Raw genomic sequence first — 14778 nt, forward strand, 5'->3', positions numbered from 1 at the left:
GCGTCGGCCAGCTTGAGTTGCAGAATCAGTTGCAACCCGCACCACCTGTGTCGAAATGTTTAGTACCCTTGCCGGCAGTATCCGAATGGGAGGAAAGACAAATGGATCAAGGCCCTGGAAGTGCCATGGACCGCGTTGCTGTTCGACCTGCACCGACAGTGAGGCGCGACAGCCGCGTCCGTACGACGGACGGGCTTCTTACTAACAGATCTGCCCACCGCAAATGCCGCACTATCTGAACAATTGCAAGAACCGCGATCACCGATCGCTTTTTGGGCCAGATGCCTTCTACGATCTGGACACTTCGGGGCATCAAGCAGCGAAGCAGTTCATCTTCTCAGCCGGTGATTGGTGTGTGGTTGCGACCGAGCCAACGCTAGGGTGGATTAGGTTCGCTTGGCACAAGTTCAGCAGCTCCCGACTCGCAACTGACGAAAGGGAAATGCAAGTCCGGGTCCTTTGTGGCACTTTCGTAAAGGAGGAGTCGATGCCCAAGGGCGAGGCCGCGTCTAACAAGTACTATCGCCCGTTTTTCAATAAAAACGGCGCATTCAAGCAACAGGCGATCATCTAAAGTCGCTATGCCCGTCAGAAGTTTTAACCTATTTTCGGCGATACGACTGGGAAGAATATTTAGGCTTATCGGCAGACCATGGCGAAGATATATATCTCCTACCAGCGCGATGACCAGTCATTTGCGATGGAACTTGCTCAACGACTAAAGTCGGCTGGGCATACTCTCACCTATGACGTAGAAGCACTCTCCGCCGGCACGGACTGGCGAACCACGCTTGATCAAGGCCTGCGCACCTCCGAAATTTTTGTAGTGGTAGTATCGCAGAGCACTCCGCGCTCACAGTATCTGCTTGCCGAAGTCGGTGCTGCCCGTGCATATTCGCTTGAGTCCGGGCGGATGCTCATCGTGCCAATCATCATTGACGACACGGCGATTCCGCTTTCGCTGCAGGACATTCACGGAATAATTCAACCCAACAAAGATCTCGATCAGATTGTTCCCAAGGTTGAAGCCGCCATATCTTCTTTTATCGGTAGGCGCGCTGCGCAAGAAAAGGCGGCCACCGAGGCAGCAGAAAAGATTCAGAGTAACGCGGCGGACTACATACGTGTCGCCATTGATTCTCTTGGGCGAATTGAATCAAGAGATCGTCGGCTTGGCTACGTCTGGTATGCGCTAGGCTTTCTCTCGCTTGTGGTCGGCATTGGTTTTGCACTTTGGAACTTGTCGATCGCAAGCCAGCAGACTTCAATAGCGACTGAGAGTCTAGTGCTCGTTGCTCTCAAGGCGCTCGTCGTAATCGGTCTACTCGGAGCGTGCGCGAAGTATGCTTTTTCCCTAGGAAAGTCTTACGCCAGCGAGGCACTTAAGTGCTCGGATCGAATGCACGCCATTCGATTTGGCGAATTCTATCTTCGCGCGTTCGGCGAGAAGACGAAGTGGGAAGAACTGAAAGAAGTCTTCCAGCATTGGAATATTGATCGCACTTCCACTTTTTCAACTTTAGACCCATCATCATTCGATCCAAAGCTTGCCGAGTCGTTGCTGGAGTTAGCCAAGTTTCTGCAATCGTCGAAGACGGCAAAGTGAATACCCCATTAAGGGATAAATGCATTGCCTTAAGTTCCAACCGACGCCTAGCGGTGTGTTTGCATGAAATAGCTAAGCGTCATCAGTCTCCGCAATTGGTGTCTCCCGCTATTCAAGGGATCATATATGGCCACGAAGAAGCCTGTACCTGCCACCTCTGCAATCAAATCGAAACTAGCTCCGCGCACAAAGCGCAAAGCTGCTAGCAGCGCTCCACCAAGACGCGGTGAGCGCGTAGCATTTCCGAAGCACTCACTGCCGAGAGCGCTACGCATCGCATCGGCAATCCTCGAGCAGAACGCTGGAAAGCCATGCACCCGTGACGAAGCCGCTAAGATTTTAGGCCTTCGAAGTGCAGCAGGAGCATTTGGCGTCGAAATTGCATCGGGCGTTAAGTATGGTCTACTCGAGCAACCTCAACCGAGTCAAATACAACCGAGCGCTATTGCACGCAAGATTCTAAGGCCGCAGTCATCAAGCGATCCGCTTGAAGGGTATCGCGAGGCCATATTGTTGGCGCCAGTCGTTTCAGATGTATATCAGCATTACCGCGGAGAAAACATTCCCGACGACCAGTTTTTTCAAAATGCGCTAGCAGAAAAATACAAAGTGCCTGCCGAAAGCTTCGCAGAGTTCAAGCAAGTCTTCATTGAATCACTCGAAGCCGCTCAATTGCTATCGCCGCACGGCGATAAAACAAGAGTGATCGACTTCTCGTCGACGACCCTGCCGGCCGGTGCAACGACAGAGCGAATGAAAAAGCTTGAACGGACCGTTTCGGTTAGTTCAAGTGATTCGTGTTTTGTTATGCAGCCCTTTGCTGCGCCTCTCGGCGGCTATTATGATCTCATCTACCGGCCGGCTATCGAGAAGGCGGGCCTCCGCCCGGTTCGGGCCGACGCAGACATCTTCGCCACTGGGAAAATCATGGACCAAGTCTGGAGCGGCATTAATGCTGCCCGCGTACTTGTCGCCGAACTCACGACCCGAAATCCAAATGTTTACTACGAACTCGGACTCGCACACGCGCTGAAGAAGCCTGTCGTCCTTGTTTCGGCCAAAGAAGAAGACGTCCCGTTCGATCTTCAACATATTCGTGTAATTTACTACGACACTGCGGATCCATTTTGGGGTGCGAAGCTAATCGAGAAGGTTGCCGAGAACATCCTGTCAGCCGTTAAAAACCCAGAAGAGGCAATTTTTAGAAACTCGATTGCAGCTTTGGGGTGACGCCTAAGAGGTCGCTCGATCCGATGTCTTTCGACAAACGTCCATGCGCGGATCAGCTTCAACGTCGAGCATTGGGCGAATGAATCATGTACTCGCAGCGCTAGCAGCGTTCTCGATATGCTTCAATGCTTTCGGACAGTCGGTGCTCGTCGAAGCCGTCCATTGCATCGACGGCCGCTTCGGCATGAAGCTTCCCAAAGACGCAAGAGAGATCCGAACAATGGCGCCTCTCATTCGAGAGACTGTGTCGGAGGTGGAACGATGGGAAGGCTACACAGCCACAAGAAGGATCCTGTACTTTGACGGACTGGAGCTTGGAATTGTTGATTTCTCGAACGACCCATCAAGACTGATGCTCACATACGCAGAGGTCAGCAGTCCGAGATGGAACCGTCTCCTGCCCTTCAAGATTCGTCAGCCGGTTTCCATTGCACGCCACCTTTTTGGCGACTATGCGAAGAATGACCCCAACCTGATCGAGGTGTACGCCAGTGAAAGCGACAGCGTCCAAGTTCACGCGTCTGGTGGCTCAGTTGTCAGCGTTTCGTACCGCTGCTATTCCGGCTGATATCCTTGCGATGCCCAGTCGGTTAGCTAACCGCGTTTGTCTTGCCCACGATCTCGGCGGCGCGAACGATGCGACCTTTCGGTTCTTTGCTGCTGTGGCCCTGATCCGCCACGGCACTACAAGATCGGCGTCTTTGTCGAAAACCAGTTCGCCGCAACATTTGACTTTGACGTCCGATGAGCGCTGACAACCCGGCCGAGTCACGGGAGCGCATGGTCAGCTTCCGCACGGGCGGTCACAGATTCAATCTACGCGCCGCTGCGGTGATCATCGAAGACGGGTACGCACTTCTGCACCGTTTGGAAGACGAGCCCGTCTGGGCTTTGCCCGGCGGTCGAGTCGAACTGGGCGAGTCTGCGGCGTCTGCAGTCGCACGTGAGATGCTGGAAGAAGCCAATGAGCACATCGAGGGCGGCGAGCTTCTCTTCGTGGTTGAGAACTTCTTCGAGTACGACGGCACACCGCAGCACGAAGTCGGGCTGTACTTTCGATCTGCTCTTCAGCCCGAATCACGCCTGCACGACAAGACCGTCTCGCACAAAGGCACGGAAAGCGGCAAGGCTCTTGAGTTCTGCTGGTTTCAGCTCACGGAACTCGAAGGAGTCAATCTGCATCCAGCTTTTCTGCGCGAAGCACTTGTCGCTCTACCCGACGCTGTACGTCACGTTGTCCAACGCGCGCCAATCACAACGCCATGAATTCCTCACCCGCAATCGCATCGCGTGCCAAACGTGCCATCGGCGCCATGTTCTTCACCGTCTTCGGCGGCGCATGGATCGCGCTGTGGGCGCGCTTCACTCTCGACGCTCCGCTGGCGGCATACGCGCTCGTGGCGCTACTGACCGGCGGCTTGTTGACCTACGTCTACCGCGTCTACACGTTCAATCGACCGGCTCTGCTCGCTGAGCCGGCATCCCCTGCAGATGCGAGGCGTTCCAGACTGTTCCACCTCGTCAATGCGGGTCAGTGGGTCCTCATCGTCATCGTCAGCAACGTGCTGGTCAATCTCGGGCATCCGGAATGGGCCATCCCGGCTGCGATGTTCGTGATCGGCGCCCACTTCATTCCACTGGCGCGACTCTTCAGCTACGCACCGCACTTCGTCACTGCGGCGGCGCTCACGGTCGTAGCGCTGCTGTCACCAGCGCTGCAGGCCTGGAGTGGCGCGGGGCCGATCGGCGATCTCATCGCCGGCCTCATTCTTTGGGTAAGCGCTCTTTACGCAGTTGCCTGGTCCCGCACGTGACGATTGATCCCCCGGATCAGCCCTTCTGCTCCGGCTCGCGAATGTAGATCTCCACCCGCCGGTTCTTCGCCCGCCCCGCCTCGGTCGAGTTGTCCGCAATCGGCTCGCGCTCACCACGCCCCGCGGTGTCGATACGCCCGCCGCTCACGCCGCGATCCACCAGGTAGTTCCGCACGCTCTCCGCGCGCCGCTCCGACAGCGGGTCGTTGATCGCATCGGTGCCGGTGTTGTCGGTGTGGCCGACGATGCGAACGCGGGCTGCTGCGTCGTCCTTCAGGCCGTAGGCGAAGTCGTCGAGCACGCCGCGAAGGTTGGGCTTGATGTCGGCGCGGCCGACGTCGAAGGAGATGTCGCTCGGGATGTTGAGCTTCAGCTGGTTGTCTGCCGTGCGGGTGACTTCGACGCCGGTGCCCTGGGTCTGCTGCTCCAGCGCGCGCTGGCGTTCTTCCTGCTTCTTCGACCAGATGTTGCCGCCGATGGCGCCGGCGATGCCGCCGATCACGGCGCCCTTGGTCGCACCGTTGCCGCCGCCCACCAGGGCGCCGAGCGCTGCGCCGCCCAGCGCGCCGATGCCTGCGCCCTGGGCCGTGCCCTTGTCGCGCGGCGACATGTCGGCACAGGCGGTCAGCACCAGCACGGCGCTTGCGCAGGCGATGATTCTCAGGTTCTTGCTTGTCATCATGATCGGTCCTTCCTTGGCAATGAAATACAAGCTCCAGTTTGAACGCGAACGGGTCGGTCTAGGAGGTAAGAAAGTGCTTCAAAAGGTGCCGGCGTAGGCGCCGCCGTCGAGCAGGATGTTCTGCCCGGTCAGGTAGCCGGCCTGTGCGCTGCACAGCATCGCGCAGATCTGGCCGAACTCCTCGGCAGTGCCGAAGCGCTGGGCCGGGATCGTCGCGCGGCGCTTGTCCATGATCTCATCGACGGTCTGGCCGGTGCGTGCAGCGCCGGCGGCCCAGCCCTTGCGCAGGCGCTCGGTGTCGAAGGCGCCGGGCAGCAGGTTGTTGATCGTCACGTTGCGCCCGGCCAGGCGCGGCTGGCGTGCGACGCCGGCCACGAAGCCGGTGAGGCCCGAGCGCGCGCCGTTGGACAGGCCCAGTACGTCGATCGGTGCCTTGACCGCGCCCGAGGTGATGTTGACGACGCGGCCGAAGTCGCGCGCGGCCATGTCGTCCACGGTGGCCTTGATCAGCTCGATCGGCGCCAGCATGTTGGCGTCCAGCGCGGCGATCCATTGCTCGCGGCCCCAGTCGCGGAAGTCGCCGGGCGGCGGGCCGCCGGCGTTGTTGACGAGGATGTCCACCTGCGGGCAGGCCGCGAGCGCCGCGGCGCGGCCCTCGGGCGTGGCGATGTCGCCGGCCACCGCGCGCACCTCGGCGGCGGGGTTCAGCGCCCGCAGGGCCTCGGCCGTGCGTTGCAATTCGTCCGCGCCGCGGGCGGTGATGACCACGTTCGCGCCCTCGCGCACCAAGGCCTCGGCACAGCCGCGGCCCAGGCCCTTGCTGGCGGCGCAGACCAGCGCCCAGCGTCCGTTCAATCCAAGATCCATCGTGCTTCTCTTCTTTCTATCGCCATTTGGTCAGCAGCCAGACGCCGCCCATCACCAGGACCGTTCCCGCCGCCACCCAGCCGGTGAACGGCTCGTCGAGGATGACGACGCCCATCAGGATCGTCGACATCGGGCCGATCATGCCCGTCTGCGCCGCCATCGTCGCGCCGATGCGCTCGATCGCCATCATCACCATCACGACCGGCGCGAAGGTGCACAGCACCGCGTTCAGGATCGACAACCAGATCACCGGTGCCTGCACCGTCAGCGCCGCCGAGAGCGGACGCACCAGCAGGAACTGGCCGATACAGAAGCCGCAGGCCACCGTCGTCGCCAGGCCCGTCAGCCGCGGCGCGCCCAGGCGCTTCACCTCTTCGCCGCTGTAGACGAGATAGAGCGCATAGCTGATCGCGCTGCCGAACACCAGCGCCGCGCCGAGCCAGACGTTGCTGCCCTGGAAGCGCAGCTCGTGCCCGAACACGAGCAGCACGCCCGAGTAACTGACGGCGAGCGCCACCAGCTGGCGCGCCGTCACGCGGCGACCGAACAGCAGCGCGCCGAGGAAGAGCACGATGGTCGGGTTCAGGTACAGGATCAGCCGCTCGAAGCTCGCCGACACATAGGCCAGGCCCGCGAAGTCCAGGTAACTGGCCAGGTAGTAACCGGAGAAGCCGAGGCCCGCCACCACCATCCAGTCGCGCCGCGTCAGCGGCGGCTTGCCGCGGCCGGCCCAGGCGGAGAGCGCCAGGAACAATGGCAGCGCGAACAGCATGCGGAACATGATCAAGGTCACCGCGTCGACGCCATGGCGGTAGGCGAGCTTGACGATGATGGCCTTGCCGGCGAAACAGACGGCGCCGAGCGAGGCGAGCGCCAGGCCGGGCCACAGGGGCTTCTCTTGCGGATACGACATCGCTGCCGATTCTAGGCAGCAGGGCCGGGGCCCGTGGTCAGCGCCAGAATTTGCCGTCGGCGCCGATGATGGAGATGTCGGTGAAATCGAGGCCGGCGTGATTGGACGGGCCGATGCTCAGTTCCAGACCGCCGAGGTCGACCTGGCGCAGGCTGTCCAGAGCTTTCAGCAAGCCATCGCGGCTCAGGTCCTTGCCCGCACGACGCAACCCCTCGACCAGCAGCTTCGCGGCGGCGAAGCCCTCGATCGCCGCCGGGCTCAGCTCGCCGCTGCGGCCGCGTGCGCGGGCCAGCGTCTGCGCTTCGCGCACCAGCGGCGTGGTCTGCGAGCGCTCGTAGGGGAAGAGCTGGGTGACGATGACGCCGCGCGCGTTGTCGCCAAGCGCCTTGACGAAGTCGGCCGAGGCGTTGTTCGACAAGGTCGCCACATGGGCCTTGGAGCCCGCTGCGCGCAGCGCCGTCACGCCCTCCACCACCGCATAGGCCGGCCCGATCAGCAGCACGGCTTCCATATCCGCGCGGGCGAGCTGCTGCATCAGCGGCGTCAGCTCGGGCTTGCGCGGATCGAAGCGCAGCACCGCGCTGGCCCGCATGTTCAGCGCCTCCAGCGCCTTCAGCGCGCCGGTGCCGGCATCGCTGCCGAAGTCGTCGGACGCCTGCACGATCGTGAGCCGCTTGACGCCGATGCCGGCCAGGTGGCGGATCGCCCGCTCGGCCTCGCGCTGGAAGCTGGCGCGCAGGTTGAAGACATACGGATTGAAGGGCTCGCGCAACTGGCGCGCACCGGTGCCGGGCGCCACCAGCGCGAGCTTGTGCTCGGCCAGCAGCGGCAGCATGGCCTGGGTGGGCGCCGTGCCGCGGCTCAGGAACATTGCCAGCACGCCCTGGTCGATCAGGCTGCGGGTGTTCACCACGGCGACTTGCGCGTCGTAGCGGTCATCCATCGAGATCAGCTCGATGCGCTGGCCCTTGATGCCGCCCTGCGCATTGACGGCGTCGAGATAGAGCCGCGCACCCTCGGTGCCCTCCTGCACGCTGGCCGCGGCGGGACCGGTGAACGCGGCGCTCTGGCCGATGCGGATCTGGGCCCCTGCGGGGCCGGCGGCCAAGAGCCATGCAGCCAAGGCCAACGCCACTGTTCGACGCAACATTGCTCCGACCCTCCCATCCGACGTTCTGTTTGTGAATCGGCGGCATTCTTCCGCTGCGGCGCAGCATGCCACGCCCGGACAAACCCGCACACCGCGACTGGCGGGCCGAGGCAAGACCCGGCCCCATGCACCCGCTTTATTCATGCATTAGTTGACGGAAGCCCGCTCGGACGCGTGGCGGGCACGGCACATGCCCTGGCAAGCGCTGCTGCGAGGCACTACGCTGCGTTCCTTCGCAAGCCCATGCACCGGCCGTCAAGGATGCAACGGGCAACAAGAGCCCGAGACGTCGTTGATAGGAGAGACGGAGATGAGGTACCTCGACAGCAAGGCCCGCAGCGCTGAGCACCTGCGTGCCGCCCTGCCGCTGATGACGCGCCAGAACACCGCGCTGCACCCGGTCAGCTACGCGATCTGGTACGAGTACGTCAGCGGTACCAATCCCGACCTGAACCGCCGCATGCAGGAGCTGACCCAGCACGGCGCCGCGCTGGACGACGCGCAGACCTGGGCACTCTTCCGCAAGCACGTGGCCGAGCCCGACAACGAGGCGGCGCGCCAGCTGAGCGACGGCGTCACGCAGGTGATCGAATCGATGGCGGCCTCGGCCGCCCAGGCCGGCGAGGACGCGGCGCGGATCGATGCCTCGCTGGGCGGCTGGGTCGAGCAGTTGTTGGATCAGGTGCAGCAGGAAGAACAACAGCCCGCGCCGGCGGATCTGCTGCAGGAGGTGGTCGCCAACACGCGCGAGATCCGCCAGGTGATGGACCGGCTGCAGGTGCAGCTCGACGCCAGCCAGGGCGAGATCCGCCGGCTGCGCGACGAGGTGCAGCGCGCCCGCAACGAAGCCTTCGTCGATGCGCTCACCGGCCTGGCCAACCGCCGCGCCTTCGAGCAGCAGCTGGATGCGTGCATCGCCGCCGCCCCGCAGACGCCGGCGCAACTGCCCTGGCTGATGCTGGGCGACATCGATCACTTCAAGGCGATCAACGACAGCTTCGGCCATGTGTTCGGCGACCAGGTGCTGCGCGCCGTGGCGCAGACGCTGAAGAGCGTCGCCGCACCGGAGGGCGCGCTGCCGGCGCGCATCGGTGGCGAGGAGTTCGCGCTGCTGCTGCCTTGCGCCACGCTCGCGCAGGCGCAGGCACTGGCCGACCAGATGCGGCAGAAGGTGGCCCTGGGCCGCATCCGGCGCGGCGAGCAGAACGAGTGCATCGCGCGCGTCACGATCTCCCTGGGCCTGACGCAGATGCAGCGCGGCGAAGGCGCCGGCGCCTTCTTCGAGCGCGCCGACCAGGCGCTCTACGCCTCCAAGCGCGACGGGCGCAACCGCGTCAGCGTGCTGGACAGCACCGCCCGTTCAGGCCCGCAGTCCCCACAGCTGCCAGGCGGCGAACGCGGTCAGCAGCAGCGCACTGGCACGCTGCACGCGTAGGCGCCAGCGGCGGTCGAAGCGCTCGCGCAGGCGGCTCACCATTGCGCTGAGCATCAGCCACCACAGCGCCGAGCCGACGAACACGCCGAGCACCAGCAGCCACGGCGGCGCCTCGGCCGCGCGTGCCGAGAGCGCGCCGAACACGGCCATGAAGGAAAAGATCGTCGCCGGGTTGGACAAGGTCAGCAGCATCGTGCCGCCGAAGTAGCCCCACAGGCTCTGCCCGCCCGCCGTCTCGGCCATCCACTCGCCAGGCTCGCCCGGCTCGCTGCGCCACAGCCCCCAGGCCATCCAGAGCAGGAAGGCCGCGCCCGCCAGGCTCAGCGGCACGCGGGCGCTGTTCATCGCCGCGATCACGCTGCTGACACCGTAGGCGCCCAGCGCGCCGTACAGCGCATCGGCCACCGCCGCGCCCAGGCCCGTGGCGAGGCCCGCCGCGCGCCCTCGCTCCAGGCTGCGCTGGATCGTCAGCAATCCGATCGGGCCGACCGGCGCCGCGATCGACAAGCCGATCACGACGGCCTGCGCCGACACCGCCATCCACGACACGCTGTTGTTCAAGTCCGCCATCGGGCAACTGTAGGGCCGCGGCCATGAAAAAAGCGGCCCGCAGGCCGCTTGGTTCAGCGTCAGCCGATCGGTGCGACTCAGTCGGCCGCGTAGATGTTGACGTCCTTGGTTTCCTTGACGAACAGCATGCCGACGACGAAGGTGATCGCGGCGAAGATGATCGGGTACCAGAGGCCGTTGTACATATTGCCGGTCTGCGCCACGATGGCCACCGCGGTGGCGGGCAGCAGGCCGCCGAACCAGCCGTTGCCGATGTGGTACGGCAGGCTCATCGAGGTGTAGCGGATGCGGGTCGGGAACATCTCCACCAGCATCGCGGCGATCGGGCCGTAGACCATCGTCACGTAGATGACCAGCACGACGAGGATGAGGACCATCATCGGCTTGTTCATCTTGGTCTCGTCGGCCTTGCCGGTCGGGTAGCCGTGCTCCTTCAGCGCGGCGGCCAGGTCCTTCTTGAACGCGGCTTCCTTGTCCTTGGCAGCCGGATCCTTGGCGGAGTAGGCATCGATCGTCTTGTCGCCGATCGTGATCTTGGCCGTGCTGCCCGGGGCATCCACCGTGTCATAGCTGACCGAGCCGGCGGCGAGCGCCTGCTTGGCGACGTCGCATGAGCTGGTGAACTTGGCCGTGCCGGTCGGGTTGAACTGGAAGCTGCACTCGGCCGGATCGGCGGTCACGACGACCTTGGACGTGGTCTGCGCCGCGGCCAGGTCGGGGTTGGCCGCCTTGGTCAGTGCGCCGAACAGCGGCATGTAGGTCAGCGCGGCGATCAGGCAGCCGGCCATGATGATGGGCTTGCGGCCGATCTTGTCCGACAGCGAACCGAACAGGATGAAGAAGGGCGTGCCGATGGCCAGCGCGATGGCGATCATGATGTTCGCCGTGTTGCCGTCGACCTTCAGCGGGCCGGTCAGGAAGAACAGCGCGTAGAACTGGCCCGTGTACCAGACGACCGCCTGGCCCATCGTCAGGCCGACCAGTGCCAGGATCACGATCTTCAGGTTCTTCCACTGGCCGAAGGACTCGGACAGCGGCGCCTTGGAGGTCTTGCCCTCGGCCTTCATCTTCTGGAAGGCGGGCGACTCGTTCATGCTCAGGCGGATCCACACGCTGATCGCCAGCAGCAGCACCGAGACGACGAACGGGATGCGCCAGCCCCACTTGGCGAACTCGGCCTCGCCGACCACGGTGCGCGTGCCGACGATCACCAGGATCGACAGGAACAGGCCCAGGGTCGCCGTGGTCTGAATCCACGCGGTGAAGGCGCCACGCTTGCCGTGCGGCGCGTGCTCGGCCACGTAGGTGGCCGCGCCGCCGTACTCGCCGCCGAGCGCCAGGCCCTGCAGCATGCGCAGGCCGATCAGGATGATCGGCGCGGCCCAGCCGATGGACTCGAAGGTGGGCAGCACGCCGACCAGGAAGGTCGACAGGCCCATGATCAGGATGGTCACCAGGAAGGTGTACTTGCGGCCGATCATGTCGCCGAGGCGGCCGAACACCAGCGCGCCGAAGGGGCGCACCAGGAAGCCGGCGGCGAAGGCCAGCAGCGAGAAGATGTCGCGCGAGGCCGGGTCCAGCGGCGTGAAGAACTGCTTGCCGATGATCGCGGCCAGGGTGCCGTAGAGATAGAAGTCGTACCACTCGAACACGGTGCCGAGCGAAGAGGCGAAGATGACCTTCTTCTCTTCGCTCGTCATCGGCGTGTTGGTGGAGACTGCGCTTGCAGTTGCCATGGATGTTGTCTCCGCTTTTGATTCGTGAACGGAGAGCCGCCGCCCGGCGGTTCCCGTGCCCGCACTATCCGGTCGGCCTCTGACAGCCTTCTGACGTGACGCTGAATCTAAGCTGACAAACTCGGGTCGAACCCGCAGCCCCGCTTTCGCAATGCGGGAAAACTCAGGGCATCAAGGGTTAGTCCCGGGCAGCAGCAGGCGCAGCCGCACGCCGCGGCCGGGCGCCGTGTCGAGCAGCAGTTCGCCACCCAGCGTGGCGGCGCGCTGGCGCATGCTGGCCAGGCCGTGGCCGGCCGGCGCCTCGGCGGGGTCGAAGCCGCAGCCGTCATCGGCCACGCAGACTTCGATGCGCCCGTCGTCCTCATCGAGCCGCCGGGCCGACAGGCGCAAGGTGCGCGCCCGCGCATGCTTGATCGCATTGCTCATCGCCTCCTGGATCACGCGCAGCACCTGCAGCGCCTGCGTGGGTTCCAGCCAGGGCAGCGGCGGCAGGTCGTCCATCGCCCATTCGAGCCGCAGCCCGGCACCGTCCAGGCGCCGGCCGACCCGCTGGCGCAGGGTGGCCAGCAGGGTCGCCAGGTCGTGTTCCAGCGGCTCCAGCGAATCGATGGTCAGGCGCAGGTCCTCGATCGCGCCGCGCAGCAGCTCGGCCATCGCCGGCCCGCTGGCCGATCCGCTCTCGGCCAGGCGCAGCAGCGCGATCAGGTGGGAGCCGACGCCGTCGTGCATGTCGCGCATCAGGCGCTGGCGTTCCAGCAGCAGCGCCTGTTCGCGCTCGGCAGCGCGCAGTTGCTCGTGACGCAGCGCCAGCTCGCGCTCGCGCTCGGCCAGCCGTTCGGCCAGCACATGGCTGGCCGATTCCGCCTGCGTCAGCGCGCCGGTGAAGCGGCGCAGCGCCGCGTACAGAAAGCTCGCCAGCACCAGCAGCGCGCCATAGGGCAGCAGGTAGATCGCCTCCGGCCCGATGCGGTTGGACAACAGCAGAAGGTCCTGTGCCGCGAAGGCGAGGCACAGCCACAGCGCGACGACCATCACGCGCAGCTCGCGGTTGCCATGCCAGGCCAGTTGGCTCAGCACCAAGGTCACCGCCAGCGCGACGACGAGGTTGACGATGTAGATCGCCTGCATCGGCACCTCCAGCAGCGGCAGCGGCATCCCGGCCACCGAGCCGGCAACGACCAGCACCCACAGCACCGGCTCAAGCCGCCGCTGCCAGGCCGGGCCGCTGTGCTGCGCCTCGGCGAAGCGGAAGGCGAAGCGGTAGGTCGCCAGCATCAGCCAGCCGACGGCCGCGACCGTCATCCACCAGAACCAGTCGAACAGATCGTCGTCGACGGGCAGGTTGATGAACAGGTGCGCATTGCGCAGCGGCCAGATCAGTGCGACCACCGCGAAGTCGAGCCAGCCGCGCTCGCCGCGCCGCCCCAGCCACACGAGGAAGGACAGCAGGCCCAGCAGCGCCAGCGCCAGGCTGGACGCGGCCGGCAGCGTCTGCTGCAGCATCGTGCGCAGCGCGTGTCGGTCACGCAGGGCGGCCTCGGTGCCGATCCAGACGGTGGACAGCGAGTGGTAGCGGCCCGCCCGGCTCGGCACGCGCAGCGTCACACGCACCTGCGGCTCGCGTGCCGCGCCGGGCGGCAGGGCCATCAACAGCGGCCGGTTGAACTGCTCCATGAAGCCGGTCTGGTTGTCGAACACCTCGACCCAACCCCCTTCCTGCCGCTGCCACCACAGCTCCACCGGTAGCGCCACGACGCGCGGCACGTAGACGACTAGCGGCGTGTCGGCCGGCAGGTCGGTTGGCACCGTCCAGGCGAAGCGGTACCAGGCGACCTGCCGCACCGCGTCGGCGTTCCGATCCTGCACCGGGCGGCGGAACACATCGGGCAGCGCGACCGGCTGCCAGCAGGCATCGACATCGGCCGGCAGCGAGGCGGCCTCGGGGGCGGTGACGTCCACCAGGCAGCGCTGTGCCTGCATCAGGTGCTCGGCCGGCGCCGCCCGCGCCGGGCCCAGCAGCGCCGCGGCCAGCAGCAGCGCCTCAATCGCGCAGCAGGCCCATGCGCCGCGCTTCATACACCGCTTCGGTTCGTGAATGCACCTGCAGCTTGCGGTAGATGCGCTTGACGAAGCTCGTCACCGTGTGGCGCGAGACGTTCAGCAGCGGCGCGATCTCCTCGTAGCTGTAGCCCTTGGCGCAAAGCTGCAGCACCTCGCGCTCGCGCGGCGACAGCAGGCCGGCGTCGTCCGCCGCATTGCCATCGGCGGACTCCTGGCTGCTGCGCTCGGCCTGCGCCCAGGCAGCGGAGCGGCGCAGCATCTGGCGCGCGATCACCGCATTGATCGGGCTGCCACCGGCTTTAAGCACGCGCAACTGGTCGACGATCTCGGCGGGCGTCGCGTCCTTCAGCAGGTAGCCGGTGGCGCCGGCCTCGATCGCGGCCAGCACATGGGCCTCATCGCCGAACACGGTGACGACCATGGCCTCGCAGTCGGGCAGCGCGCGCTGGGCTTCCTTGATCAGCTCGCTGCCGTCGCCATCGGGCAGGCCGAGGTCCACCAGCATCACGTCGGGCCGCGCGTTGTGCAGCAGGTGCCGACCTTCCGCCAGCGTAGCCGCCAGGCCGATCACCTGCATGTCGTCGCTCGCCTCCACGGCCGCGGCGAAGGGCTCCCGCACCGCAGGGTCGTCATCGACGATGAGCACGCGCAGCTTCATGGGCGGGCAGTGTAGGCCGGCCGCTTGCGACCCGGCCAGCGGGCGTGACGCGATCG

General features: G+C 64.8%; 15 protein-coding genes. 7 read left to right on the plus strand and 8 right to left on the minus strand.

The window, feature by feature from the left end; genetic code table 11:
• The first annotated feature begins 223 nt into the window (after nt 1-223).
• From SNE35_RS19325 to SNE35_RS19350, 6 genes are all read left to right on the plus strand, one after another.
• Complete coding sequence (locus SNE35_RS19325) at nt 224-574, plus strand: hypothetical protein (protein WP_320424619.1); 351 nt, start codon at nt 224-226, stop codon at nt 572-574.
• A 78-nt stretch (nt 575-652) separates the two neighbouring features.
• Nucleotides 653-1606, plus strand: coding sequence for a toll/interleukin-1 receptor domain-containing protein (locus SNE35_RS19330; protein ID WP_320424620.1), 954 nt, complete (start codon nt 653-655; stop codon nt 1604-1606).
• Nucleotides 1607-1732: 126 nt separating this feature from the next.
• Nucleotides 1733-2836: a hypothetical protein gene (locus tag SNE35_RS19335; RefSeq protein ID WP_320424621.1), complete on the plus strand. Its 1104-nt coding sequence runs from the start codon at nt 1733-1735 to the stop codon at nt 2834-2836.
• A 79-nt stretch (nt 2837-2915) separates the two neighbouring features.
• Nucleotides 2916-3404, plus strand: a complete 489-nt coding sequence (locus SNE35_RS19340; RefSeq protein WP_320424622.1) for a hypothetical protein — start codon at nt 2916-2918, stop codon at nt 3402-3404.
• A 176-nt stretch (nt 3405-3580) separates the two neighbouring features.
• Nucleotides 3581-4102 (plus strand): NUDIX hydrolase, encoded by a 522-nt coding sequence (locus tag SNE35_RS19345; protein WP_320424623.1) that lies wholly within the window; start codon nt 3581-3583, stop codon nt 4100-4102.
• Nucleotides 4099-4650: a hypothetical protein gene (locus SNE35_RS19350; RefSeq protein WP_320424624.1), complete on the plus strand. Its 552-nt coding sequence runs from the start codon at nt 4099-4101 to the stop codon at nt 4648-4650. The genes SNE35_RS19345 and SNE35_RS19350 overlap by 4 nt, the downstream gene beginning before the upstream one ends.
• A gap of 16 nt (nt 4651-4666) precedes the next feature.
• Here the strand turns inward: SNE35_RS19350 and SNE35_RS19355 are convergent, their stop codons facing one another.
• From SNE35_RS19355 to SNE35_RS19370, 4 genes are all read right to left on the minus strand, one after another.
• Nucleotides 4667-5332, minus strand: a complete 666-nt coding sequence (locus SNE35_RS19355) for a YiaD family glycine zipper/OmpA-like lipoprotein (RefSeq protein ID WP_320424625.1) — start codon at nt 5330-5332, stop codon at nt 4667-4669.
• Nucleotides 5333-5410: 78 nt separating this feature from the next.
• On the minus strand, nt 5411-6199 hold the full coding sequence (locus SNE35_RS19360) for an SDR family oxidoreductase (protein WP_320424626.1): 789 nt from the start codon (nt 6197-6199) through the stop codon (nt 5411-5413).
• 16 nt (nt 6200-6215) lie between these two features.
• On the minus strand, nt 6216-7112 hold the full coding sequence (locus SNE35_RS19365) for a DMT family transporter (protein WP_320424627.1): 897 nt from the start codon (nt 7110-7112) through the stop codon (nt 6216-6218).
• A 37-nt stretch (nt 7113-7149) separates the two neighbouring features.
• On the minus strand, nt 7150-8235 hold the full coding sequence (locus tag SNE35_RS19370; protein ID WP_320424628.1) for an ABC transporter substrate-binding protein: 1086 nt from the start codon (nt 8233-8235) through the stop codon (nt 7150-7152).
• Between the two features lie 337 nt (nt 8236-8572).
• Here SNE35_RS19370 and SNE35_RS19375 point away from each other — a divergent pair, with 337 nt between their 5' ends.
• Complete coding sequence (locus SNE35_RS19375) at nt 8573-9697, plus strand: GGDEF domain-containing protein (RefSeq protein WP_320424630.1); 1125 nt, start codon at nt 8573-8575, stop codon at nt 9695-9697.
• Here the strand turns inward: SNE35_RS19375 and SNE35_RS19380 are convergent.
• The 4 genes from SNE35_RS19380 to SNE35_RS19395 form a co-directional block, all read right to left on the minus strand.
• On the minus strand, nt 9623-10267 hold the full coding sequence (locus SNE35_RS19380) for a LysE/ArgO family amino acid transporter (RefSeq protein ID WP_320424631.1): 645 nt from the start codon (nt 10265-10267) through the stop codon (nt 9623-9625). The two genes, SNE35_RS19375 and SNE35_RS19380, sit on opposite strands and share 75 nt — an antisense overlap.
• A gap of 77 nt (nt 10268-10344) precedes the next feature.
• Nucleotides 10345-12003 (minus strand): MFS transporter, encoded by a 1659-nt coding sequence (locus SNE35_RS19385; RefSeq protein WP_320424632.1) that lies wholly within the window; start codon nt 12001-12003, stop codon nt 10345-10347.
• 171 nt (nt 12004-12174) lie between these two features.
• On the minus strand, nt 12175-14079 hold the full coding sequence (locus tag SNE35_RS19390; RefSeq protein ID WP_320424633.1) for a sensor histidine kinase: 1905 nt from the start codon (nt 14077-14079) through the stop codon (nt 12175-12177).
• The gene (locus tag SNE35_RS19395; protein ID WP_320424634.1) at nt 14045-14722 is read right to left on the minus strand and encodes a response regulator transcription factor; all 678 of its coding nucleotides are present in this window, start codon (nt 14720-14722) and stop codon (nt 14045-14047) included. Before SNE35_RS19395 ends, SNE35_RS19390 begins: the two co-directional genes overlap by 35 nt.
• Nucleotides 14723-14778: the final 56 nt, after the last annotated feature.

The sequence above is a fragment of the Roseateles agri genome, assembly GCF_034043675.1.
Classification (GTDB): Bacteria; Pseudomonadota; Gammaproteobacteria; order Burkholderiales; family Burkholderiaceae_C; genus KK5.

What these genes read in the sequence shown, in the direction of transcription:
- SNE35_RS19325 (WP_320424619.1), top strand. Translation starts at nt 224, where the DNA reads ATGCCGCACTATCTGAACAATTGCAAGAACCGCGATCACCGATCGCTT.
- SNE35_RS19380 (WP_320424631.1), bottom strand. Translation starts at nt 10,267, where the DNA reads ATGGCGGACTTGAACAACAGCGTGTCGTGGATGGCGGTGTCGGCGCAG.
- SNE35_RS19335 (WP_320424621.1), top strand. Translation starts at nt 1,733, where the DNA reads ATGGCCACGAAGAAGCCTGTACCTGCCACCTCTGCAATCAAATCGAAA.
- SNE35_RS19390 (WP_320424633.1), bottom strand. Translation starts at nt 14,079, where the DNA reads ATGAAGCGCGGCGCATGGGCCTGCTGCGCGATTGAGGCGCTGCTGCTG.
- SNE35_RS19345 (WP_320424623.1), top strand. Translation starts at nt 3,581, where the DNA reads ATGAGCGCTGACAACCCGGCCGAGTCACGGGAGCGCATGGTCAGCTTC.
- SNE35_RS19360 (WP_320424626.1), bottom strand. Translation starts at nt 6,199, where the DNA reads ATGGATCTTGGATTGAACGGACGCTGGGCGCTGGTCTGCGCCGCCAGC.
- SNE35_RS19350 (WP_320424624.1), top strand. Translation starts at nt 4,099, where the DNA reads ATGAATTCCTCACCCGCAATCGCATCGCGTGCCAAACGTGCCATCGGC.
- SNE35_RS19365 (WP_320424627.1), bottom strand. Translation starts at nt 7,112, where the DNA reads ATGTCGTATCCGCAAGAGAAGCCCCTGTGGCCCGGCCTGGCGCTCGCC.
- SNE35_RS19375 (WP_320424630.1), top strand. Translation starts at nt 8,573, where the DNA reads ATGAGGTACCTCGACAGCAAGGCCCGCAGCGCTGAGCACCTGCGTGCC.
- SNE35_RS19395 (WP_320424634.1), bottom strand. Translation starts at nt 14,722, where the DNA reads ATGAAGCTGCGCGTGCTCATCGTCGATGACGACCCTGCGGTGCGGGAG.
- SNE35_RS19355 (WP_320424625.1), bottom strand. Translation starts at nt 5,332, where the DNA reads ATGATGACAAGCAAGAACCTGAGAATCATCGCCTGCGCAAGCGCCGTG.
- SNE35_RS19340 (WP_320424622.1), top strand. Translation starts at nt 2,916, where the DNA reads ATGAATCATGTACTCGCAGCGCTAGCAGCGTTCTCGATATGCTTCAAT.
- SNE35_RS19385 (WP_320424632.1), bottom strand. Translation starts at nt 12,003, where the DNA reads ATGGCAACTGCAAGCGCAGTCTCCACCAACACGCCGATGACGAGCGAA.
- SNE35_RS19330 (WP_320424620.1), top strand. Translation starts at nt 653, where the DNA reads ATGGCGAAGATATATATCTCCTACCAGCGCGATGACCAGTCATTTGCG.